General features: G+C 39.6%; 20 protein-coding genes and 1 other annotated feature. Of the genes, 13 read left to right on the top strand and 7 right to left on the bottom strand.

Translation table 11 applies throughout. The annotated features are described in order from the left end of the window. Window positions 1-14: 14 nt before the first annotated feature. Window positions 15-309 (bottom strand) — a binding site (T-box leader). Between the two features lie 32 nt (window positions 310-341). Further along, the gene (locus tag H538_RS22870; RefSeq protein WP_035349751.1) at window positions 342-713 is read right to left on the bottom strand and encodes a DUF3899 domain-containing protein; all 372 of its coding nucleotides are present in this window, start codon (window positions 711-713) and stop codon (window positions 342-344) included. 359 nt (window positions 714-1,072) lie between these two features. Between H538_RS22870 and H538_RS0101820 the strand changes: the two genes are divergently transcribed. The 6 genes from H538_RS0101820 (at window position 1,073) to H538_RS0101795 (ending at window position 8,922) form a co-directional block, all read left to right on the top strand. Beyond that, complete coding sequence (locus tag H538_RS0101820; RefSeq protein WP_026676108.1) at window positions 1,073-2,740, top strand: peptide ABC transporter substrate-binding protein; 1,668 nt, start codon at window positions 1,073-1,075, stop codon at window positions 2,738-2,740. A 195-nt stretch (window positions 2,741-2,935) separates the two neighbouring features. Further along, on the top strand, window positions 2,936-3,868 hold the full coding sequence (gene opp3b, locus H538_RS0101815; RefSeq protein WP_026676107.1) for an oligopeptide ABC transporter permease: 933 nt from the start codon (window positions 2,936-2,938) through the stop codon (window positions 3,866-3,868). Beyond that, on the top strand, window positions 3,865-4,887 hold the full coding sequence (opp3C, locus tag H538_RS0101810) for an oligopeptide ABC transporter permease (protein ID WP_026676106.1): 1,023 nt from the start codon (window positions 3,865-3,867) through the stop codon (window positions 4,885-4,887). The genes opp3b and opp3C overlap by 4 nt, the downstream gene beginning before the upstream one ends. Window positions 4,888-4,898: 11 nt before the next feature. Further along, the gene (locus H538_RS0101805) at window positions 4,899-5,918 is read left to right on the top strand and encodes an ABC transporter ATP-binding protein (RefSeq protein ID WP_026676105.1); all 1,020 of its coding nucleotides are present in this window, start codon (window positions 4,899-4,901) and stop codon (window positions 5,916-5,918) included. Beyond that, on the top strand, window positions 5,918-6,916 hold the full coding sequence (locus tag H538_RS0101800) for an ABC transporter ATP-binding protein (protein WP_026676104.1): 999 nt from the start codon (window positions 5,918-5,920) through the stop codon (window positions 6,914-6,916). Before H538_RS0101805 ends, H538_RS0101800 begins: the two co-directional genes overlap by 1 nt. A gap of 329 nt (window positions 6,917-7,245) precedes the next feature. Next, window positions 7,246-8,922 (top strand): peptide ABC transporter substrate-binding protein, encoded by a 1,677-nt coding sequence (locus H538_RS0101795; RefSeq protein WP_026676103.1) that lies wholly within the window; start codon window positions 7,246-7,248, stop codon window positions 8,920-8,922. A gap of 139 nt (window positions 8,923-9,061) precedes the next feature. On the opposite strand, the gene H538_RS0101785 is transcribed toward H538_RS0101795, so the two are convergent. Both H538_RS0101785 and H538_RS0101780 read right to left on the bottom strand, forming a co-directional pair. Further along, a complete protein-coding gene (locus H538_RS0101785) occupies window positions 9,062-9,598 on the bottom strand; it encodes an HD domain-containing protein (RefSeq protein WP_026676102.1) in 537 nt (178 codons plus the stop codon). A gap of 96 nt (window positions 9,599-9,694) precedes the next feature. Continuing rightward, window positions 9,695-11,452 carry a UbiD family decarboxylase gene (locus H538_RS0101780; protein WP_026676101.1) on the bottom strand — a complete coding sequence of 586 codons (1,758 nt, stop codon included), beginning with the start codon at window positions 11,450-11,452 and terminating at the stop codon, window positions 9,695-9,697. Between the two features lie 402 nt (window positions 11,453-11,854). Here H538_RS0101780 and H538_RS0101770 point away from each other — a divergent pair, with 402 nt between their 5' ends. From H538_RS0101770 to pepF, 7 genes are all read left to right on the top strand, one after another. Continuing rightward, window positions 11,855-12,418 (top strand): GNAT family N-acetyltransferase, encoded by a 564-nt coding sequence (locus tag H538_RS0101770; protein WP_026676099.1) that lies wholly within the window; start codon window positions 11,855-11,857, stop codon window positions 12,416-12,418. Between the two features lie 109 nt (window positions 12,419-12,527). After that, window positions 12,528-12,656, top strand: coding sequence for a hypothetical protein (locus H538_RS26920; RefSeq protein ID WP_281172146.1), 129 nt, complete (start codon window positions 12,528-12,530; stop codon window positions 12,654-12,656). Window positions 12,657-12,909: 253 nt separating this feature from the next. After that, window positions 12,910-13,305 (top strand): transcriptional regulator SpxA, encoded by a 396-nt coding sequence (gene spxA / locus H538_RS0101760; protein WP_026676098.1) that lies wholly within the window; start codon window positions 12,910-12,912, stop codon window positions 13,303-13,305. Window positions 13,306-13,796: 491 nt separating this feature from the next. Then, the gene (mecA, locus tag H538_RS0101755; protein WP_026676097.1) at window positions 13,797-14,474 is read left to right on the top strand and encodes an adaptor protein MecA; all 678 of its coding nucleotides are present in this window, start codon (window positions 13,797-13,799) and stop codon (window positions 14,472-14,474) included. A gap of 75 nt (window positions 14,475-14,549) precedes the next feature. After that, window positions 14,550-16,058, top strand: coding sequence for a cardiolipin synthase (cls, locus tag H538_RS0101750; RefSeq protein WP_035349750.1), 1,509 nt, complete (start codon window positions 14,550-14,552; stop codon window positions 16,056-16,058). Between the two features lie 49 nt (window positions 16,059-16,107). Continuing rightward, a complete protein-coding gene (locus tag H538_RS0101745) occupies window positions 16,108-17,325 on the top strand; it encodes a competence protein CoiA (RefSeq protein WP_026676095.1) in 1,218 nt (405 codons plus the stop codon). Between the two features lie 56 nt (window positions 17,326-17,381). Then, a complete protein-coding gene (gene pepF / locus H538_RS0101740) occupies window positions 17,382-19,199 on the top strand; it encodes an oligoendopeptidase F (protein WP_026676094.1) in 1,818 nt (605 codons plus the stop codon). Window positions 19,200-19,504: 305 nt separating this feature from the next. Here the strand turns inward: pepF and H538_RS0101730 are convergent, their stop codons facing one another. The 4 genes from H538_RS0101730 to H538_RS0101715 all read right to left on the bottom strand — a co-directional run bounded on the left by H538_RS0101730 (window position 19,505) and on the right by H538_RS0101715 (window position 22,282). Next, on the bottom strand, window positions 19,505-20,419 hold the full coding sequence (locus H538_RS0101730) for a ClpXP adapter SpxH family protein (RefSeq protein ID WP_281172145.1): 915 nt from the start codon (window positions 20,417-20,419) through the stop codon (window positions 19,505-19,507). Further along, entirely contained in the window at window positions 20,416-20,823 is a 408-nt protein-coding gene (locus H538_RS0101725; RefSeq protein WP_026676091.1) for a globin domain-containing protein, read from the bottom strand. Before H538_RS0101725 ends, H538_RS0101730 begins: the two co-directional genes overlap by 4 nt. A 148-nt stretch (window positions 20,824-20,971) precedes the next feature. After that, a complete protein-coding gene (locus tag H538_RS0101720; protein WP_026676090.1) occupies window positions 20,972-21,613 on the bottom strand; it encodes a lytic transglycosylase domain-containing protein in 642 nt (213 codons plus the stop codon). A gap of 87 nt (window positions 21,614-21,700) precedes the next feature. Continuing rightward, complete coding sequence (locus H538_RS0101715) at window positions 21,701-22,282, bottom strand: CYTH domain-containing protein (RefSeq protein WP_026676089.1); 582 nt, start codon at window positions 22,280-22,282, stop codon at window positions 21,701-21,703. Window positions 22,283-22,285: the final 3 nt, after the last annotated feature.

Below are 22,285 nucleotides of genomic sequence, written 5' to 3'. Positions count from 1 at the left end.
CCACCCGCCCCCGCAAAAGGGACGAATGGACCGTGGTGCCACCCTCATTATTCCATCATGGAATCTCTTTCATCCGTACAAATAAACCTATACGGTGTCCGTTCTATCGTGCGGACAGTACACGCCAGAGCCTACTTGAATTTCTTCAATGCAATTACTTATTGGTTTCGGTCTGGATGCTCCAAAGCCCATTCCATGTTGATCCACTACCTTATTCCACCGACCTAAGGCTCTCTGAAAGCGGGGAAATAGCTAAACCCGCTAATAAAAGCTTCACAAACATGTACTCTTCTTTTTCATCGCATATTAATATATTTTTTATTGACTGTAGTATACAAAATTTATAGCAAGAATGCAATAACAGTTGTAACAAAGACCAAAAAGAAACCTGCGCCCAAAACCGGCCGGGTCAACCGATTGGATATTCTTTCAGATAAAAGAAAATTTGAATCTGAATGGTGCTCATCAAAATCCTCCATTCTAGTTTTACCCGATTTTTTAATAAATCGCCTGAAACTTAAAACAATCGCATCGAAAAATCCGCCTTTTAATACGTATAACAACAAACCAAGCAGAAATAGAGCAAGCGATAAATAAAAGAGGGTATTAACGAGTGCAAGTAAAGAAAGAGAATGGAAAAAGATAAAATTAAATATAACTGATAAAAGAATGGTGATGATCACTAAATAAAAGGTAGTTCGGTAGCGTTTCATAATGCCCTCCAACGGAATTAATCATAATTAGTTTATCATGGAATAGTTTTTTTCTTTCATTTTCTTTAGTTGATTATACCGAAAGACCTATAAAACAGAGACAGTGAGATTTTTGCTAGTTATAGTCTTAATTTACCGCTTTTATGGAGTAAATCGCTAATGATCGTCAATTTATATAGGACTTAAGAACTATTTTTAGTTATATAAACGTAAAAATATCAAGGTTTTGTAATGTTATATAAAAAAAATCAATGCACAATAGTGAGAAAACTTGTATAATACTGATGTGGGTAAAATGTCTGACAACTAGGCCCTTTGCCCGATACAAAAACAACATTGTGTTGACAGGAGGTAACAACATGAGCAAGTCAAAATGGTCACTGCTTTTGACTCTCGTTCTCGCACTGAGCGTTTTCCTTACTGCTTGCGGCGGCAAGGACTCTGGCTCGAGCCAATCTAGCGGAGGCGGAGACAAAGGTAAACTAGATGACAAACAAGTTTTAAATTTAGTAGATACGGAAGAAATTCCAGTAATGGATTCAGCGAAGGCATCCGACGCTGTTTCATTCCGCGTCATGAACAACGTATTCGAAGGGCTTTATCGTTTTGGTCCGAAAGACGAACCGGTACCAGGTGTAGCGAAATCTCATGAAGTAAGCAAAGATGGAACCGTTTACACGTTTCATTTGAACGAAAAAGCAAAATGGTCGAACGGCGATCCGGTTACTGCAAAAGATTTCGTTTACGCATGGCGTAAAGCAGTAGATCCAAAGACAGCTTCTGAATATGCGTACATTATGGCACCTGTAAAAAATGCGACAGCCATTCAAACAAAAGGTGACGCGCTTTACGGAAAAGTGGACAAGCTTGGCGTTGAAGCGGTTGATGATCATACGTTGAAAGTTACGCTTGAAACTCCAACACCTTATTTCTTAGGATTAACCGCTTTTGGAACATACATGCCGCAAAACGAAAAATATGTGAAGTCTCAGGGCGATAAATATGGCCTGGAAGCAGACAAAATGATTTATAACGGACCATTCGTTCTTTCCAGCTGGAAACATAACGAAGGATGGCAATATAAGAAAAATGATCAATATTGGGATAAAGATGCAGTTAAACTTCAAGAAATCAATGTGAAGGTCGTTAAAGATCAGGCTACTGCAACGAACCTTTATGAAACAAATCAAATTGATCGCACAGCGCTACAAGCGGATTTTATCGATCAATATAAAGACAATCCTGATTTCCATAAAATTGCTGACCCGAGCGTCTTTTTCTTAAGATTGAATGAAAAAAATCCTGTATTAAAAAATGCCGATATCCGCAAGGCAATTGATATGGGCTGGGATAAAAAAGGTCTGGCGGACGTCATTTTAAATGATGGATCTACACCAGCATATTATTTAGTTCCTAAAGATTTCACGAAGAACCCTGACGGAGAAGATTTCCGAAAGATTAACGGCGATTTCGGCAAGTTCGACGCTGCAAAAGCTAAAGCGCTCTGGGAAAAAGGCTTAAAAGCGACAGGAAAGAAAAATGTAGAAATCGAGCTATTAAACTATGACAATGACAACAGCAAGAAAGTCGGAGAGTACCTCAAGAACCAGCTTGAGAAAAACCTTCCAGGCTTGAAAATTAAAATTAAAGCACAACCATTTAAACAAAAACTTGTATTAGAGCAAAAAATGGACTATGACATGTCATTTGCAGGATGGGGACCTGACTATAAAGATCCAATGACCTTCCTTGACATGTTCACAACTGGCAACTCTCATAATGAAATGAACTATTCAAATAAAAAATATGACAAGCTGATCAAAGATGCCTTGAAAGAAGCGGATGTGAAAAAACGTTATCAAATGCTTCTTGATGCGGAGAAAATTTTCATGGAAGAGCAGGCCATTTCTCCTATGTACCAAAAAGGCATCGCATATATCCAAAAGCCGTACGTACATGATATTTACCACCATGCTGTAGGTGGAGATTACTCTTACAAGTGGGCTTATATCCAGGGTAAAAAATAATAAAGCAATCAAATGAGGAGAGCGCGAAAGTAGTTTTCTGTGCTCTCCTTCAAAACGCGGAAATGCGAGTATTGGGACAGGCGTGGATCAGTTGTCTGAAAATGCCGAAAACCAATTATTTTCTATTGATATATAAATTTCAGTCACGTAAAATTGAAACTATAGAAAGTTTATAAATTGGGGGAGGTGTTTGTAATGTCGCGATATTTAGTGAAACGAGTTATTTATATGTTAATTACATTGTTCATTATCGCCGCATTTACGTTTTTTTTAATGAAACTGCTGCCTGGATCTCCATTTAGAAACCAGGACAAATTAACTCCACAGCAAGTGCATGCATTAAATGAAAAATACGGGTTAAATGACCCTGTACCAGTTCAATTTGTGCATTATATGGGGAAACTAGTTCAGGGTGATTTAGGGTTAACTTTCCAGTTTGACGGCCGTACAGTTACTTCGATGATTAAAGATGGAATCGGTCCTTCGGCAACGTTAGGGGTCGAAGCTATTATTTTTGGAGTTATAGTAGGCTTAATTCTTGGAGTTGCAGCCGCATTGAAACATAATTCAGCCATTGACTATGGTGCAATGGTATTTGCCGTTTTCGGCGCCGCAATTCCAAGTTTCGTATTTGCCGGATTGCTTCAATATTATATAGGGGTTAAGCTTGAGTGGCTACCTGTAGCATTCTGGGAAGGGCCGAAATACCATGTATTGCCGGCACTGGCGCTATCCGTAGGCATTATTGCACAAATTGCTCGCTTTATGCGAAATGAAATGCTTGATACTTTGGGACAAGATTATATGATTACGGCAAGAGCAAAAGGAATTAGTAAAGGGAGAACGATTTTTGTCCATGCGATTCGAAACTCATTAATTCCAATTATCACAATTTTAGGACCAATGGTCGTCAATGTCATTACCGGGTCTCTCGTTATTGAAAATATTTTCGCAATTCCTGGAATCGGTGAACAATTCGTTAAATCAATTAACGTGAATGACTATCCGATGATTATGGGAACGACATTGTTTTATAGCGCGCTTCTTATTTTTTCGATGTTGATTGTAGACATTCTTTACGGAGTTGTTGATCCGCGTATTCGTGTGGCAGGAGGGAAATCGAAATGAGCATGACCGAAAAAAAGTTAACAGATGATATGTTCCAGCCTGCGGCAATGGATCCCGGAAAACATGAAGAAATTACAAAACCGAGCTTAACGTATTGGCAAGATGTTTGGCGCCGGTTGAAGAAAAATAAAGCCGCGATAACAGGTCTTGTTGCGATTATTTTAATCGTCATCATGGCATTTGTCGGTCCGGCAATCAGCTCTCACGGATTTGACCAGCAAGACGTTCGGAGAACGAACTTGCCTCCTAAAATTCCAGGGCTTGAAAAAGTTCACTTTTTAGGAATGGATGGCGTTGATATTCGCGGAAATGATCAATATAAATTAAAAAACATCCCGAAAGACCAATATTATTGGTTCGGCACGGACTCACTCGGACGTGATCAATGGACACGAATTTGGAAGGGAACACAAATTTCACTTTTAATCGCTTTTCTTGCCGCAGCAGGTGACTTAATCATCGGTGTGACGTATGGGGGCATATCAGGATTTTTCGGCGGCAAGGTTGATAATATTATGCAGCGTTTTGTCGAGATACTATACGGCATTCCAAACTTAGTCATCATCATTCTCTTTATTTTAATTTTTGAACCCGGAATACTTTCGATAACGCTGGCCATCGTCATTACAGGTTGGATCGGGATGTCGAGGCTTGTTCGCGGACAAATTCTAAAATTAAAAGGGCAGGAATTTATATTAGCATCGCGTACACTTGGAGCGTCAAACGGCCGATTAATTATGAAACATCTTGTACCGAATACACTTGGTATTGTTATTATTTCAATGACGTTTTCAATCCCCGGCGCAATTTTCTTTGAGGCGTTTTTAAGCTTCATCGGGCTTGGGATTCAGCCGCCAACAGCATCACTCGGGGCATTGATCAGTGATGGATTTAAACAATTAAGAATTTACCCTCATTTAGCGATATATCCGTCTGTTGTTATGTGTATTTTAATGGTTAGCTTTAACTTGATTGGTGACGGTCTGCGTGACGCGCTTGATCCAAAAATGCGTAAATAGGGGGAGTTTAGATGGAAAAGCTATTAGAATTAAAAAACGTACACGTCTCCTTTCATACGTATGGAGGGGAAGTCAAAGCGGTCCGCGGAGTAAGTTTTCACCTTGAAAAAGGGGAGTCTCTCGCCATCGTTGGTGAATCAGGCTCCGGAAAATCTGTTACGTCAAAAGCGGTAATGCGATTATTGCCGAATAAAACGAGTGAAATAAAAGAAGGCCAAATTTTGTTTGAAGGGAAAGACCTTGCCAGATTGCCGGAAAAGGGGATGGAGAAAATCCGCGGGAAAGAAATCTCGATGATTTTCCAGGATCCGATGACGTCCTTAAATCCGACGATGACAATCGGCAAACAAATTATGGAGGGGCTTCGCAAGCACCAAAACATGTCCAAAAGCGAAGCGCAGGAAAGAGCAATTAACCTATTAAAGCTTGTTGGCATTCCGAATCCGGAAATTCGCATAAAAGAATATCCGCATCAATTTTCCGGCGGTATGCGGCAGCGTGTTGTCATCGCGATCGCGCTTGCATGCAATCCGAAAGTATTAATTGCTGATGAACCAACAACGGCGCTGGACGTGACGATTCAAGCACAAATTTTAGATTTAATGAGAGATTTGCAAAAGAAAACGGGAACGGCGATTATTTTAATTACTCATGATTTAGGCGTTGTTGCGAACCTTGCCCAGCGGGTTGCCGTGATGTACGGTGGAACAATCGTCGAAACAGGGACAGTCGATGAAATCTTCTATAATCCGAAACATCCATATACATGGGGACTTCTTTCCTCCATGCCAAAATTGAATGCAGAATCAAAAGAATTATTGGCGATTCCGGGAACACCTCCAGATTTGTTAAATCCGCCAAAAGGATGTCCGTTTGCGGCAAGATGCCCGCATGCGATGCAAGTTTGCTTAAATCATATGCCGGAATCAACAAAGGTATCATCAACTCATCAGGCAGCTTGCTGGTTGTTAGATGAGCGTGCGCCTAAAGTGGAACCACCGGAGGCAGCGCTAGTAGGAGGTGCGCGTTAATGGCTACAATGGAAAGAGAAAAACTATTAGAAGTGAAAAATTTAAAGAAACATTTTAAAGTCGATAGAAAAGCCGTTTTAAAAGCGGTTGATGATGTTTCATTTGATATTTATAAAGGTGAAACGCTAGGACTTGTTGGAGAATCAGGATGTGGAAAGTCAACGACCGGGCGGACGATTATTCGTCTTTATGAAGCGACAGACGGAGAAGTTCTTTATGAAGGAAAAAATGTTCATGGGAAGAAATCGGCACGTGAGCTAAAAGAATTCAACCGTAAAATGCAAATGATCTTCCAGGATCCCTACGCTTCATTAAATCCTCGCATGACGGTTAAAGATATTATTGCCGAGGGAATCGATATTCACCGTCTTGCTAAAAATTCAAAAGAACGCAATGAGCGCGTATACGAATTGCTAGAAACGGTTGGCTTAAATAAAGACCATGCGAATCGGTATCCGCATGAATTTTCTGGCGGACAGCGCCAACGGATCGGTATTGCCCGTGCACTCGCTGTTGATCCGGATTTTATCATTGCGGATGAACCGATTTCAGCGCTGGATGTATCTATTCAGGCACAGGTTGTTAACCTATTAATGAAACTGCAAAAAGAGCGCGGATTAACGTATTTGTTTATCGCCCATGATCTATCGATGGTCAAGCATATTTCTGACCGCGTAGGGGTAATGTATCTAGGGAATCTTGTGGAATTAGCCGGAAGTGATGAGCTGTATGAAGAGCCATTGCATCCGTACACACAGGCGCTATTATCGGCCATTCCGGTTCCAGATCCGGAAGTAGAAAGAAGCCGGGAACGAATCATTCTTGAAGGTGATTTGCCAAGTCCGATCAATCCGCCGAGCGGCTGCCGTTTCCGAACACGTTGCCCGCATGCGATGGATGTATGTGCAAGAGTTAATCCGAAATGGCAGGAAGCACGAGAAGGTCACTGGGTAGCCTGCCACCTTTATGACCAGGAATTTAATAAAGAAGGCAAATAATTGTCGAAACGATCTCCGATAAACGAGGAGATCGTTTTTGCATTTATAGGACTTTTTGCATATCAACTACAAGAGCTAAATTTACTATATTAATAAAGTGAAAAAAGTAATAATACGTAAAATCTCCTTATAGTTTGAGTTTTCTAAAATAACAAAATAAATAGATAAAAGGTAATGATTTTTTAAAAAATATCGTGTAAAAACCAAAAATTCTAAAAATTAGATGGACATTTAGTAGGATATTTGTATAATAGAAATGTAGACTTAATTTCAGATAATTTTTTAGATTTAGTCTACTGTGAACAAAGAAAAAAAGGGGAGGTCAATTCATGAAAAAGTCAAAATGGTCACTACTTTTGACTCTCGTTCTTGTGCTGGGCGTATTTCTTTCCGCTTGTAGCTCTAAAGGCGGCGGAGACAATGCAAGCAGTAATGGGGACAAAGGCGGCGGCAGCAAAAAAGTAAACGAGCCGCAAGTACTTAACCTGGTTGATAGTCAAGAAATTCCGTCTATGGATTCTACAAAGGCTACAGACCAAGTATCATTTATTGTTTTTGACAACGTATTTGAGGGGCTTTATCGATTTGGAAAAGACGATACCCCGGTTCCTGGTGTAGCAAAGTCTCATGAAATGAGCAAAGATGGTAAAGTATATACTTTCCATTTAAATGAAAATGCAAAATGGTCTAACGGTGACCCTGTTACCGCCAATGATTTCGTTTATGCCTGGAGAAAAGTAGTTGATCCGAAAACGGCTGCCGAATATGCATACATTATGGCACCTGTCAAAAATGCAAATGCGATTATGACAAAAGGTAATCCGCTTTACGGAAAAGTTGACAAATTAGGCGTAGAAGCGATTGATGAACATACACTGAAAGTAACGCTGGAAGCTCCAACTCCGTATTTCCTGGGTTTAACAAACTTTGGGCCATACTTACCTCAAAACGAGAAGTTTGTAAAGTCTAAAGGTGATAAATATGCTTTAGAAGCAGATTCGCTCGTTTATAACGGTCCATTCGTTCTTTCAAGCTGGAAGCATAACGAAGGATGGCAATATAAGAAAAACCCAAATTATTGGGATAAAGATAATGTAAAGCTTGATGAAATCAATGTGAAGGTCGTTAAAGACGTGGCGACGGCTGTAAACCTTTATGAAACAGGTCAAATTGACCGAACTGGTCTTACAGCTGATTTCGTTGATCAATATAAAGGAAAAGAGGATTTCCATACACTTAAAGGAAACAGTGTATACTTCTTACGTCTAAATGAGAAAAACCCGGTACTTAAGAATAAAGATATCCGTAAAGCAATTGATATGGCTTGGGATAAAAAAGGCTTAACCGATGTTATTTTAAATGACGGTTCTTCACCTGCTTATTACTTAGTGCCTAAGAACTTTACACAAAGCCCGGATGGAGAAGATTTCCGGAAAATTAACGGCGATCTAGGGGAATACAATGTGGACAAAGCAAAAGAGCACTGGGAAAAAGGCTTAAAAGCCGTTGGCAAGAAAGATGTTGAGATTGAATTATTGAACTATGACACTGATAATTCTAAAAAGGTTGGCGAATATCTCAAAAACCAATTAGAGAAAAATCTACCAGGTTTAAAAATTAAAATTAAGGCACAACCATTTAAACAAAAACTTGCGTTAGAAACAAAAATGGATTATGAAATGTCTTACGCCGGTTGGGGTCCTGACTATAAAGATCCAATGACATTTATCGATATGTTTGTTACTGGCGGCTCTTACAACCAAATGGGCTATTCAAACAAAGAATACGATAAATTAGTCAATGACGCGAAGAAAGAAGCAGATCCTAAAAAACGTTACGAAATGATGTTAAAAGCAGAGAAAATCTTAATGGATGACCAGGCGATTGTACCAATGTTCCAAAACGGTAGTGCATACCTTCAAAAACCGTATGTACATGATATTGTGAAACATGCAACGGGTGGAGACTACTCTTACAAGTGGGCTTACATTGAAGGGAAAAAATAAAACGCATAAGAAAGAGTTCTTGCCATTTAAAGGCAAGGGCTCTTTTTTTTGCCAGAAATCGAACTGGAGAAAAAAACTACAAGGGCCAATTTTTAAGATTTCGTTAATGTTTAATATAAAAAAACACTTCTGTTTGTCATTAAACAGAGTGTTTTAAGTCGGGAGTTTCATAATAAGCATCCACTAATTCGTCCAATGCTATTATCCGTTCAAGCGCCCGGGTTTCATCCATTTTTCTGTAATGGTGAAGGCCACCTGGTTCTTCGTCTTTTTCATCAGCAAGCGCGACGACTTTTTGCAAAGGTTGCAATTCTAATTGTCCATTCGGTAAATACGAATCGGTATGAAGCAAAATGGCAAGAGCGATTTCTTTCGCTTTTTTCGGATCCTCACCGAGCCTGATTAATAACTTGTGAGCTCGATCTGCTCCTTTAATTGCGTGAATGTCATTTTCTTTATATAGCGAGTAATCCCATTTTCCGTCGGTATACCAGGTGTAATGACCGATATCATGTAAAAAGGCAGCTTTTGTTGCAAGATCAGGACAAACACCATATCGCTTCGCAAGTGAAAACGCATGATAGGCGGTCGATATCGCATGAACGAGCCCGGAACGGTTGATATATTTTTTAGCGATCGGATGCAAATAAATATTCGTAAGACGAACCTTTCTCATAACAATGCTCCTTTCTCTGACAAAGGTATATTGTTTAAAACTATAACACCATTATGTCCGCTATGCAATAATAAAAGAGAGGATTTTTATCCTCTCTCAATGAAAGTATTCTTTCCAACGGGCAGACACTTTTTCGGCAATATCTTCTCTTACTTCTACCACATCCGGATAAAACGGCTTCATGCGGGCATCGATGATAATCGGGCCGGAAAATTTAATTTTATTGCGGGCGATTTCACTTTTCGCGTAAAGGTCGTAAGCCGGATCAAACCGGGTAAAAGTTGTCCATAAAAATTGCGCTTGCGAGGCAGCGATATTCGCATCATCCACAAGGAAAACGAGCGGCCAATCTTTTAATTGATTCTCTCCATATTGAACAAGCTCGTGGCCAAAATCAGGAGCAGCTTCAAACGATGGACCGGATACACATAGACATCCTCCGCAATAGGAGCGAATATTTGTTATCCGTGGTATCGAACCGCCGCGATATTCCCGCTCCAGTTCACGAATCGGCTCGCCAAGCCCTGTCATGATCGCTTTACTTCCAGTGTTGAATTTACGTCCCGTATAATCTAATGTATCCATCGATGTATCGTGAACAATTAATAAATCCCGCTCCGGTAAAAAACGTTCGAGAACGGCTTCAAGCAATTCATGAAAACGTGAAAGGTCAACATCTTTATTCGTTACCATCAAAAATTTCGTTAGCGTAAGCTGCCCCTCGCCCATAATCCGGAAGGCATGTGCAAGTCCCTCTTTATAATAGGATTCCCGTACAACAGCTCCAGCAAGCGCGTGAAAACCGGTTTCCGCATATGTCCATAGTTGTTTCACGCCATTCATGACGACAGGGAAAAGTGGGCTCATTAATTGTTGCAAATAATCGCCGATAAAGTAATCTTCCTGTCTCGGCTTGCCTACAACCGTTGCCGGGTAAATGGCGTCTTTACGTCTCCACATTTTTTGAACCTGAAAAATAGGGAAATCGTGAGCCCACGAGTAATAGCCATAATGATCACCAAAAGGGCCTTCCGGTTCGCGAATATGCGGAGGCACGATTCCTCCAAATGCGAATTCTGCTTCAGCAATAAGCGGATGCGGGTAGTCTTTTACACGTGTGACCTTTAATTTTTCACCCATTAACAGGGAGGAAAACATCAATTCAGGCACAGCTTCTGGCAAAGGGGCGATGGCCGTAATAATTAAAGCGGGAGGACCGCCGAGAAACAATGTAACAGGAAGTGCTTTATTCTGTTTTTCCGCCTCATAGTAATGAAATCCGCCGCCTTTATGAATTTGCCAGTGAATTCCGGTTTTCTTCTCTTCTTTAATTTCAATCCGGTACATTCCAAGATTATGTTCATTCCGCTCGGGATGTTCTGTATACACTAAAGGCAATGTAATAAAAGGGTTACTGTCTAAATGCCATCCTGTAAGGGCCGGAAGTTTTTTCATATTTACATCGGTTGAAAACGTTTCTGTAACAGGGGCTTTAGAATGAGGAACCGTTTTTGTTCCTAATTTCAATACATCTTTAATCATGCCTCGTTTATGCCAGAGCTTTGAAGGAGACGGTGGAAGCAGGTCTTCCATTGAATCAACCAGTTCTTTTACTAACGCTTCAGGCTTTGGCCCAAATGCAAGGTCCATTCGCCGGATCGTACCGAAAAGGTTTGTAACGACAGGAATATCGCTCCCTTTAACATTTGTAAAAAAAAGGGCTGGCCCTTGAGCCTCAATTACCCTTCTATGTATTTCAGGAATTTCCAAATAAGGATCGACTTCCGCGTTTATTTCAATGATTTCTTTTTCTTTTTTTAGCTGATCAATAAAGCTGCGCAAGTTTGTATGCATTTGTACACCTCAAGGTCATTAAATTCCCTTCCTATTATATATGACTTTCAGAAATAGGTCGAAAAAAAACAACCTTTTCTTACATAAGGTTGTAGTTTAAAAATTTTTTCTTTTGATCCCTTTCCAATTTGCCTTTATGGAGTGGGAATGTGCTGAAAAAACCGCTCCGGATTTTCGTCCGAAAAGCTTTCTGGATAAACCGTGTGTAAGGATTCCCATAAAAGCAGTAAGACCGATGATGAAGATGGCGAGCAAAAGAAAATCTCGTATGTACAAGAACATCATAGCACCTCCAAAGACTTGGTCTCTCTTATTCTTATTGTATAAAATGTTTAGTCAAATGGAAAGAGGGGAAAATACATTTGATGTAAATAAAAAACTAAGGAGCTGTTTTGCAAACAAATGAACTGGTATGAAAAATTGAATCAATATTTTCCAATTGAAGAAATGAAATCGAAAGAACATATGGAACTTTTGCTCGATGAAAAAAGCGACATTTATCATAAAGACGAAGGTCCGAATCATGTCCTTATGTACGTGGAAACCGATGATTTTGTTTTTGTCGATTATTTGTTCGTTTCAAAAAATGCACGGGGACAAGGGTTGGGGCGCCAACTCATCGAAAAATTAAAGGAGAAAAATAAACCGATCATCCTTGAAGTTGAACCGGTCGATTATGAAGATTCGGATACAGTGAAACGCCAACGGTTTTATAAACGTGAAGGATTTAAGCATGCTTCGAAAATTGGCTATCGAAGACGTTCCCTTGCAACAAATAAAGTAAACGAGATGGAAATTCTTTATTGGGCACCTTGCAATGAAGATGAAGAAACTATTTATGAAAACATGAAAAAGACGTATAATGATATACACAGGTACAAAAATAAAGAAGTGTATGGAAAAACATACGAGCCTGTTCATAAAGTTTTGACCTTTGAGGACAATCAAGAGTCCGCTCAACCATAATCCACCCATGGGCAAGAAATGGGCTGCGGCAGGCGCCCATTCGACTTGCTACTTTAGAATTGTGCTTTTCGTTTGTCACAAAAGCCAAATTGAAGGAGGGATTATCAACATGAAAGGGAAAGCAAAGAAACAAAAGAAAAAGCGTGAATTGCTAAAAGAAATGTTGAAAAAGAATTTAAAAAGTTTAACACCTGTACCGAAAAAAGGCCCGGCCTCACAAATAAAATCAATTGCATAGCTTCAACGAAATCGGATAAAAAATTTTTTATCCGATTTTTTTTCGTTTAGTGAAACTTAAATAAGGGTATTTACGTCTATATAGGTGTACATAATCAAAGTTAGTCAAATGACTGGGTAAAAAATTATGTATATTTTTTCATAGTTGGTTTAGACCACTATCTAAATAAAAAAAAATGCAGTATAATAAACAATATGATTTAATAACTTTTTTAAAGTAGTTAAATCAGTTAGAGGGGAAGGAGAAGAAACATATGGTTACTTTATTTACTTCGCCGAGTTGTACTTCATGTCGTAAGGCAAAAGCATGGTTGAAAGAAAATGAAATTCCCTACCAAGAAAGAAATATTTTTTCAGAACCTTTAAGTATAGAAGAAGTGAAACAAATTCTTCGTATGACTGAGGATGGAACAGATGAGATCATCTCAACGCGTTCTAAAACGTTCCAGGAATTAGATCTTAATGTGGAATCAATGCCTCTGCAGGATCTATACCAACTAATTTCAGAGAATCCGGGACTTTTGCGTAGACCGATTATTATGGATGAAAAGCGTCTTCAAGTCGGCTATAACGAAGATGAAATTCGCCGATTCTTGCCGCGAAAAGTAAGAACGTATCAGCTGCGTGAAGCACAACGCTTAGTAAATTAACGAAGCCGGGGTGGAAACATAATTCCACTTCGGTTATTTTTTTGATTGACATCTCTCCAGTTCTAATACGATCCGGTTTGAAATATGATTAACCATGATTCGCCAGGAATTTGCGACCCGGGAAGAAAGAACTATTTTTAGTGTAAAAGAGACATAAGTGTGATAAAATATGTAATTACATATCCGAAAACGAGGGTCCTTTAACGAAACCGGGTAAAATCTGAAAAACGAAAAAGGGCTTAAATTGGTCACCTTTTTTATTTCCATCCTCGCCATTTTATCATAGAATAAAAGTACAAGAATGAACAAAACTAGTCATTCGAAACATGTTTATAAAGTCGGTTTAATACTTACAGAAAACAATAAGAAATAAAGTGCATCTTTTAAACTTTACTTTTTAAACAGTCGTTTCCAGGGAATAGTTATATCAAACAAGTTAGGGGATTATCCCTTCGTTTAAGCCCATTAAGGAAAGAAGGGAAAGATGACTGATGGATATTGAACGAGTAAATGAGTTTACGATAAAATTTTTTATTACTTATCGTGATATAGAAGATCGCGGATTTGACCGTGAAGAAATATGGTCCAATCGTGAGAGAAGTGAGGAATTGTTCTGGGAGATGATGGATGAAGCCCATCAACAAGAACAATTTCCATTAGAAGGGCCTCTTTGGATACAAGTACAAGCACTTGATAAAGGCCTGGAGATTATTGTTACAAGGGCTCAAATGTCCAAAGATGGGTCGAAAATTGAACTTCCAATCGGTGATGATAAAATTGATATACCGGTAGACCAGAATATTGAAAAGCTGCTCGATCAACATTTTCAAACGGATGAAGTGCAGGATGACGATGATGTGGAGCTAGCGGACGAGGATTACTTATCATTTTTATTCGCCTTTACCGATTTTGAAGACATTGTCTCACTTAGCCATGGTGTTGACTGGTCATTATTTGAAAGCTCGCTCTATTATTTTGAAGGCCGTTACTTTTTGTATATCACCTTCGATCCTGAGACAACCGACCGCGAACAAGATGATTTGCTGTCTCAATTGTTGGAATACGGAACGGATTCGGAACTGTCAATTTACCGGATTCAAGAATATGGTAAAGCCATCATTGAAGAGAATGCACTGGAAGAAATCTCAACTCATTTTTCATCTAGATAGATACCGATTTCATGATTGAAATCGGTCTTTTTACGGTTAAAATAACAACCCGGGAGGATTTTAGAAATAAACAGTATGGTCACACTGAAACGAATTTTTCTCACACTAATCATTATTTCAGTACTTATAGGATCAATCTTTCTTTATTACGAAATTTATGACAATCCGATTTTTAGCATTTTAAGCATCATATCTGCACTTTTTGTTGCGGTCATCATTTTCTTTGAAAACCGCCATCCTTCAAGCACGATTGCATGGCTCATTTTGCTTGCCATCCTGCCTTTTGTCGGATTTATCATTTATTTATTGATCGGGCAAAACTACCGGAAGAAGCGGAAATTTAATCGGAAAGCACTTGCGGATGAAGAAGCCTTTACACGAATTGTCGGAAATAAAGAATTGATTTTAAGTAAAATGAGCGAAATGGGAGATCATCAACATCTCTTTTTTAAACTGGCGCAAAAGCTTGGAAAAAGTCCCATTTCCTTTTCTACAGAGTCAAAAATATTAACGAATGGAGAGGAAAAATTTTCTCTGCTTCTCAAGGCATTAAGAAACGCAAAAGAACACATTCATTTGGAATACTACATCGTCAGGGATGACGGCATTGGTAAAGAAATAAAAGATATTCTCATCCAAAAAGTGAAAGAAGGAGTAGAAGTTCGCTTTTTGTATGATGCGGTCGGAAGTCTTCGCCTTTCGCGGGAATATGTTGCCGAATTAAGGCGTGAAGGTGTTCAAATGGTTCCGTTTTTCCCGGTCCGGCTTCCATTTTTTAATCAAAAAATCAACTTTAGAAATCACCGGAAAATTGTCGTTGTTGATGGAGACATTGGTTTTGTTGGCGGGTTGAATATTGGAGATGAATACTTAGGCAAAAATCCATCTTTTGGCCATTGGCGCGATACGCATTTATTTATAAAGGGAGAGGCCGTTCGCAGCTTACAGCTTATTTTCGTCAGAGACTGGTATCATATGACAGGTGAAACATTGCTGACACCAAAGTATCTTTCTCCTACACCTACCGATGAAAATCACGGTGGGGTTCAAATGGTCGCCGGAGGACCAGACTCGGAGTGGGAAGTCATAAAAAATTTATACTTTTCGATGATTATTTCGGCTAAAAAAACCATCTGGATTGCCTCGCCTTACTTCATTCCTGATCCGGAAATTTCAACTGCATTAAAAATTGCCGCTTTGAGCGGACTTGACGTAAGAATCCTCGTACCGAACAAACCGGATAAACGGACGGTCTTTTTTGCATCCCGATCGTATTTCCCTGATTTGCTCAGAGCAGGTGTGAAAGTGTACGAATACACGAAAGGCTTTATGCATAGTAAAATCGTTATTGTAGATAATGAACTGGCTTCAATTGGTACGTGCAATATGGATATGCGAAGCTTTCATTTGAATTTTGAAGTCAACGCTTTTTTATTCCGTACAAAAAGCACGTTGAAACTTGTTGAAGATTATAAAAAGGATATCGAGGACAGCAAAGAGCTTACGCTTGACGACTTTAATAACCGGAAACTGAAGTACCGTGTCCTTGAATCCCTTTCCCGTCTTTTATCACCACTTTTATAATGGGGATGTTACTATAGCATCCCCTAATCATAAATAAAGGAGTGATGTTATGCTATTAGCGCAGCTATCTAATGGAACAATGATTTCGTTGCTGGATCATTACACAAAGGATCAGTTAAAACAATTGAGTAAGAAGTACGGCTTTTATTGCCCGTCCTGCCGTGAATCGGTATTGATGAAAATGGGAGATAAAAAGGCATGGCACTTTGCCCATCGAACGAATGCGGATTGCCAGGCGGATAGCGAAAAGGAATCCCCCTATCATTTAGAAGGAAAGAAACTGTTATACGAGTGGCTGAATCAACATGAAACTGATGTTGGGCTTGAATCGTACATAGAATCCATCGCCAAACGTCCTGATCTTCTCATCCGAAACCGTTTTGCCCTTGAATTTCAGTGCTCCACGATTGACTCATCTCTTTTTAAGCAACGAACGACCGCCTACTTTTCTTCGCAAAAGATTCCCATCTGGATATTAGGAAAGAAACGCATGAAGCCACTTTCTCCATATGTTTATAAAATTTCATCGTTTGACTGGCTGTGTGCCACAAGCTATTATGCGGAAAACGGCTATCCTGAAATGCTTTATTTTTGCCCACAAGATAAAGCTTTTTATAAACTGTCCTATATTGTTCCAATTTCTTCTACGAAAGTCATTGCAAGGCTTGCAAAAATGCCTTTATCCACTTGTACTTTTACTTCAATCATCCATCCGGCTAAAGAAGCCCCGGCAAAATACCCGATTCAAATCTGGCTGGAAGCGAAAAAGAGATGGCGCCTTTCAAGCTTTAAACAAAACACACTTCCCTATCGATATGTAAAACATTTGTTTCTCCAGCATCGCTCTTCGATTTCATTTTTTCCCGGTGAAGCAGGAATACCTGTAAAATATGCACATATGATAGAAACGCCATGTTTTCTCTGGCAGTCATGGATGTTGCTTCAATTTTTATCGAATACCCCATTAGGTGAAAACGTTTCGTTTGACACCATCTTTAAGCAGTTTAAAGAGCTTGTGAAACTCAAAGTCTTTAAGCCGCGGGAGTTTCCGTTAATCTCAGGCGGTCATTATTCATTCGCCATTATGAATTATTTGCACGCCCTATGTGCGAGAGGCGTGTTAAAACGAGTAGCGGCAAAAGAATTCGTAAAAACTAGAGAGGTGACGCTTCCAGATACGATGGAAGAGGCGATCCGCAACGATTATCGAATGACATTTACGAATCTTTTTATTGACGCTAGCAAGCATGTTTCTGGTAAAATGTAGCTATATTCCGAAAAGATATTATTTTTCAGGATGAAACTTACGGAGGTGCTTAAACGATGGCGCAAACAAAATCAACTGCATTGCCAAAACGGGAAGAAATTCCTGTCCAGGATACGTGGGATCTTGAAGCGATTTATGAAACGGATGAGAAATGGGAAGAGGAGTTTAACGAAATCAAAAACTTGCTTCCCGGTTTAAAAGAATATCAAGGAAAGCTCGGAGAATCCGCGCAAACCTTATATGACTTTTTTCAAAAAGAAGACGAAGTAACGAAAAAACTCGGGAAGCTTTATACATATGCGCATATGAGATATGACCAGGATACGACCAATTCCTTCTATCAAGGATTAAATGATCGCGCATCTGTCTTAGCGACACAAGTGAGCAGCACGATTTCCTTTGCAGTGCCGGAAATTTTATCAATTCCGGAAGAAAAGCTGAATTCATTTGTGAATGAGTTTGAAAAGTTATCGCTTTATAAGCATGCTTTAGACGAAATTAACAGGCAACGTCCGCACGTTTTAACAAAAGAGGAGGAAGCGATTTTAGCTGACGTGCGTGAAGTAACGAACAACGCGAGCACAACGTTTGGCATGCTGAACAATGCCGACATGAAATTCCCTTCCATTAAAGATGAAAATGGGGATGAACTTGAAGTGACCCACGGCCGTTACATTCGCTTTTTGGAAAGCAGCGACCGCAGGGTGAGAAAGGACGCTTTCCATGCGGTATATGGGACGTATGACAAATTTAAAAATACGTTCGCATCTACTTTAGCCGGAACGGTGAAGCGCGATAACTTCTTTGCCCGGGTTCGAAAATTTGATTCCGCCCGCCAGGCAGCATTAAACAACAACAATATACCGGAAGAAGTCTATGACAATCTTGTCAAAACAGTAAACGATCATCTCCATTTGCTTCATCGCTATGTGACGATTCGTAAAAAAGCGCTTGGGCTTGATGAGCTCCATATGTACGATTTATATACCCCGCTCGTCAAAGATGTGAAAATGGAAGTTACATATGAAGAGGCGAAAAAACTTATCCTAGAAGGACTTGCGCCATTAGGCGAAGAATATGTCAACATTTTAAAAGAAGGCTATGAGAAGCGATGGATCGACGTACATGAAAACGCCGGAAAGCGAAGCGGGGCGTATTCATCAGGAGCGTATGGCACAATGCCGTATATTTTGATGAACTGGCAGGACAATGTGAACAATTTATTTACATTGGCGCATGAGCTCGGCCACTCGGTTCACAGTTACTACACGAGAAAAACACAGCCATATCCATATGCGGACTATTCCATTTTCGTTGCTGAAGTTGCTTCAACGTGTAATGAGGCGCTCTTGAACCATTACATGCTGCAAAAGACGGAAGATAAGAAAGAAAAACTCTATTTATTAAACCATTATTTAGAAGGGTTTAGAGGAACGGTTTTCCGGCAAACAATGTTCGCTGAATTTGAACAAGAAATTCATGTGCGTGCAGCCGGTGGAGAGCCGCTTACTCCTGAACTATTAACGAAACTGTATTATGATTTAAATGTAAAATATTTTGGAAACGACCTTGTTATCGATAAGGAAATTGGATTAGAGTGGTCACGCATCCCGCATTTCTATTACAACTTCTATGTCTATCAATATGCGACAGGATTTAGCGCAGCGGCTTCTCTTTCCCAGCAAATTTTAGAAGAAGGAGAACCTGCGGTAAAACGATATGTCGACTTCTTAAAAGCGGGAAGCTCCGACTATCCGATTGAAGTGTTGAAAAAAGCAGGAGTTGATATGACAACACCTGAACCAATTGAAAACGCGCTAAAAGTATTTGAATCTATTTTAGATGAAATGGAAAGCTTATTGTTTGAGAAATAAAAAACGAAGCCCATGCTAAATCCATTTTAGCATGGGCTTTACAATTCTTTTGTTTTCCTGAAACGAGACCGATAATTAAAACATAACATCAAGAGCAGTACAGAAAAAAAGAGCAGTGGGACAGCGAAAAGTTTTGAAGAAATCCCCAGTAGGGAAAGAAGGAAATTGTAAAAACTGCCGATGACAAAAATGACGCAAAGTAAAAATAAAAATAGGTACATGCGCTAAGCCTCCTCGAAAAAAACTTATTCAATGATTGTAGAGCTTATACCAAAAAAAACGAACCAGGCATGCCCTGATTCGTTTCATTGACCGGTATAATTCCAGAAAGCACCATGCTTTACAGGGATTTTTTCCACAACTTGCTGAAGCACCAATTTCTTCATTCGTCTTTCCATTTCCGAACAAGTTGTATCATAAACAAAGGATAGTTCTTTCGTCCCAACAAACGTATACTTTTTCATAAATTCTTCAACAGGAGGCAGGGGAGCGGGCTTTGGCGTGAAGGCAAGCAGCTCAGAAATGACCTCGACATAGACGTTATATGCCTGACACCCGGTTACTTTTATACCTTCTTCATCCGCTTTATTGTTAAAAAAGACTAATGTCGGCGTATGATCGATTTCCATATCATTATAAAATTTCAAATCGCTTTTAAGCGCTTTAACGGCGGCTTCAGAATGAATGTCTTCAATAAATTCATTCACATCGAGAGCGGCTTTTTCCGCAATTTGGATAAGTACATCGCGTTTGCAAATGTTTTGTTTTTGAAGAAAGAGCATCTCTCTCATCCTACGCAAAAAGCGCATTCCCGCTTGTTTTCCTTGCAGTTCTGCTGCTTTTATCGCGATAAACCCTAAAAAGGGAGTAGAGATCGGGGCTTCCAACCAAATATCGCCGTCACAACACATTCCTGTTTGAAAAGCAGTCTTTTTCCAGGCTTCCGCGATTTGTTCAACCGTTCGAATATCGTTCCTTTTACGTTTAATCGAATTTAAGGAGTCCAATTTTCCGCCAATAATATAACGGAATGTAAAATACCGACCGTATTCTATCCATAATTTTTTTATGATCGGTTCCATGGCCCAACATTCCGGACAAAAAGGGTCGATGACAAAATAAATTTCTACAGGCTTATGACAGGTAGATGATGTTGGAAAAGGGCTCGCTTTACCCTTATCGTGAGCAGAAAAAGGATTGTTGATTTCAAATGATCTCAAAATCCATTCTCCTTTCCATGGGGTGCGTCTGTATTTACCATATGATAAGCGGTCATGGTCAGTCGATTCATTATATATTCCCTTAGCTCACCGTCCAACGAAAGCGTATCCATTGCTTTCTCCATGCAACCGAGCCATTCTTTTGCATGTCGAATTGTAATTGGAAAAGGAAGGTGTCTTGCCCTGAGCATCGGATGTCCGTGCCCCATAGTATAAACGTGAGGTCCGCCTAAAAACTGTGTTAAAAATTGTTTTTGTTTTCTTGCAATTTCTGTAAAGTCTTCAGAAAACAACGGAGCCAAAACGGGATTCTCTTTAACAAAACCGTAAAACGTATCGACAAGTTTTTCAAGTACAGGACTTCCCCCTAGCGCTTCAAATGGGGTAAATTCCTTATTGCTCATGATTAAAACTCCTTTTCGTAATTCCATGTAACTACATTCTAACAAGTCTTGTAAGAGATAAGCAAACAAATAGAACTATTCAAATTTAGGCAAAAAGGCCTAGGTGGCCAAGAAATCCTTTTCTTGACCACCCAGGCCTGCAAACGGGTTATGCTTGTTGATTTTTATACGTGCTCATCACTTTTGAAACGTAGTTTAGCGTCTCACGAAAAGGTGGTATGCCGCCGTATTTGTCGACATTGCCTGGTCCGGCGTTATAAGCGGCTAAGGCTAATCGTTCATTTCCGTTATAGCGATCAAGCAATTTTCGTAAATATTTGACGCCGCCTTCAATATTTTGGGCGGGATCAAACGGATTTGATACCCCTAATGAACGAGCCGTTTCAGGCATAAGCTGCATCAAGCCCATCGCACCGGCACCGCTTTTGCTCAACGGGTTGAATCCTGATTCATGCTCGATAACAGAACGGATTAATGAAGGGTTTACTCCGTAACGTTGCCCTATTGTTTGAATGAGCTCTTCAATATTTCCTACTTCCTTTTGAGCTGAAGGAGGCCGAACGATTACCTTCGGTTGAATCGGCTGCATTTGCTGCATCGGCATAAAAGCGGAAGTACTGGTTGCCGGTTGATCATTTTCTTGCAACAAATTAAATGATTGGAATAATTGCTCTTCAAGCAACTGGGCAAACAAGGAGGTTCCCGTACTTACCATTGAAGTTGTTGAATTCTGGTTCAATTGCTGCAAGGCTTGCATTTCTACTAACGTTCTTAATGAATTGATGTCCATTATTTTCCCCCATTGAAACAACAAGTCAAACTATTTCAACATTTGCTATGATTTATCATAGCAAATGTTGGGGAAATCAACAATCTTTTATAAGTTTTCTTTTAACTTGAAAAAGCGTTGGATTTTATTATCAGTTGGCCGAAGTGGGATGTTATGTTCTTTAAGAAAGCTTTCAAAGACAATTTGTCCCGTTTCCCGATCTTTTGCCTCGTATTCTACTTCATAATCGGTAATTCCAAGATATTCGCTTTCATCCAGTACTAATAAGCCATCCCTGTACCCGATTTCGGCGCGATTGGTTGATAATGTGCCAAGATATCGTAAGTTTGAAACCGGAATTTGAAACTCGTGTTGAAGAATGTCGGAAATTTCACCTTCAAGCATTCCGCCTGATTCTTTCATTTTCTTCAGCTCATCTCCGCTTACGATTTGATGTGTTTCTAAGAGGCCATCAGGATGAGGCTGCTTCAATGTCAAAGTGAAAGTATGATCTTTTTCACGAATTCTTAAAGCACACCGGTTTCTTTTTAGATCAAATGAAGGAGTGTCAAAGTAATGGTTACTCTGTTTTTTAAAGGATGAAGACGAAAGTGAAAAGTGGTTTGAAACCCTAAAAAATTCGTCCGCTGTTAATAAATTTTTAAACTCAATTTCAATTTCTTGCTTCATTTT

Origin of the sequence: Fictibacillus gelatini DSM 15865, assembly GCF_000430745.1 — a bacterium.
In the GTDB taxonomy this organism is placed as follows: domain Bacteria; phylum Bacillota; class Bacilli; order Bacillales; family Fictibacillaceae; genus Fictibacillus_A; species Fictibacillus_A gelatini.
Note: the sequence above shows the minus strand (reverse complement) of the source record. Positions and strands in the feature narration are given on the sequence as shown.

Excerpts from the sequence above, each read along its gene's own strand:
- H538_RS0101780 (WP_026676101.1), bottom strand. The coding sequence starts at position 11,452 with ATGCATACAAACTTGCGCAGCTTTATTGATCAGCTAAAAAAAGAAAAA.
- cls (WP_035349750.1), top strand. The coding sequence starts at position 14,550 with ATGGTCACACTGAAACGAATTTTTCTCACACTAATCATTATTTCAGTA.
- H538_RS0101770 (WP_026676099.1), top strand. The coding sequence starts at position 11,855 with ATGAACTGGTATGAAAAATTGAATCAATATTTTCCAATTGAAGAAATG.
- spxA (WP_026676098.1), top strand. The coding sequence starts at position 12,910 with ATGGTTACTTTATTTACTTCGCCGAGTTGTACTTCATGTCGTAAGGCA.
- H538_RS0101785 (WP_026676102.1), bottom strand. The coding sequence starts at position 9,598 with ATGAGAAAGGTTCGTCTTACGAATATTTATTTGCATCCGATCGCTAAA.
- H538_RS0101745 (WP_026676095.1), top strand. The coding sequence starts at position 16,108 with ATGCTATTAGCGCAGCTATCTAATGGAACAATGATTTCGTTGCTGGAT.
- H538_RS0101805 (WP_026676105.1), top strand. The coding sequence starts at position 4,899 with ATGGAAAAGCTATTAGAATTAAAAAACGTACACGTCTCCTTTCATACG.
- opp3C (WP_026676106.1), top strand. The coding sequence starts at position 3,865 with ATGAGCATGACCGAAAAAAAGTTAACAGATGATATGTTCCAGCCTGCG.
- H538_RS22870 (WP_035349751.1), bottom strand. The coding sequence starts at position 713 with ATGAAACGCTACCGAACTACCTTTTATTTAGTGATCATCACCATTCTT.
- H538_RS0101820 (WP_026676108.1), top strand. The coding sequence starts at position 1,073 with ATGAGCAAGTCAAAATGGTCACTGCTTTTGACTCTCGTTCTCGCACTG.
- pepF (WP_026676094.1), top strand. The coding sequence starts at position 17,382 with ATGGCGCAAACAAAATCAACTGCATTGCCAAAACGGGAAGAAATTCCT.
- H538_RS0101720 (WP_026676090.1), bottom strand. The coding sequence starts at position 21,613 with ATGGACATCAATTCATTAAGAACGTTAGTAGAAATGCAAGCCTTGCAG.
- H538_RS0101715 (WP_026676089.1), bottom strand. The coding sequence starts at position 22,282 with ATGAAGCAAGAAATTGAAATTGAGTTTAAAAATTTATTAACAGCGGAC.
- mecA (WP_026676097.1), top strand. The coding sequence starts at position 13,797 with ATGGATATTGAACGAGTAAATGAGTTTACGATAAAATTTTTTATTACT.
- H538_RS0101800 (WP_026676104.1), top strand. The coding sequence starts at position 5,918 with ATGGCTACAATGGAAAGAGAAAAACTATTAGAAGTGAAAAATTTAAAG.
- H538_RS0101725 (WP_026676091.1), bottom strand. The coding sequence starts at position 20,823 with ATGAGCAATAAGGAATTTACCCCATTTGAAGCGCTAGGGGGAAGTCCT.
- H538_RS26920 (WP_281172146.1), top strand. The coding sequence starts at position 12,528 with ATGAAAGGGAAAGCAAAGAAACAAAAGAAAAAGCGTGAATTGCTAAAA.
- opp3b (WP_026676107.1), top strand. The coding sequence starts at position 2,936 with ATGTCGCGATATTTAGTGAAACGAGTTATTTATATGTTAATTACATTG.
- H538_RS0101795 (WP_026676103.1), top strand. The coding sequence starts at position 7,246 with ATGAAAAAGTCAAAATGGTCACTACTTTTGACTCTCGTTCTTGTGCTG.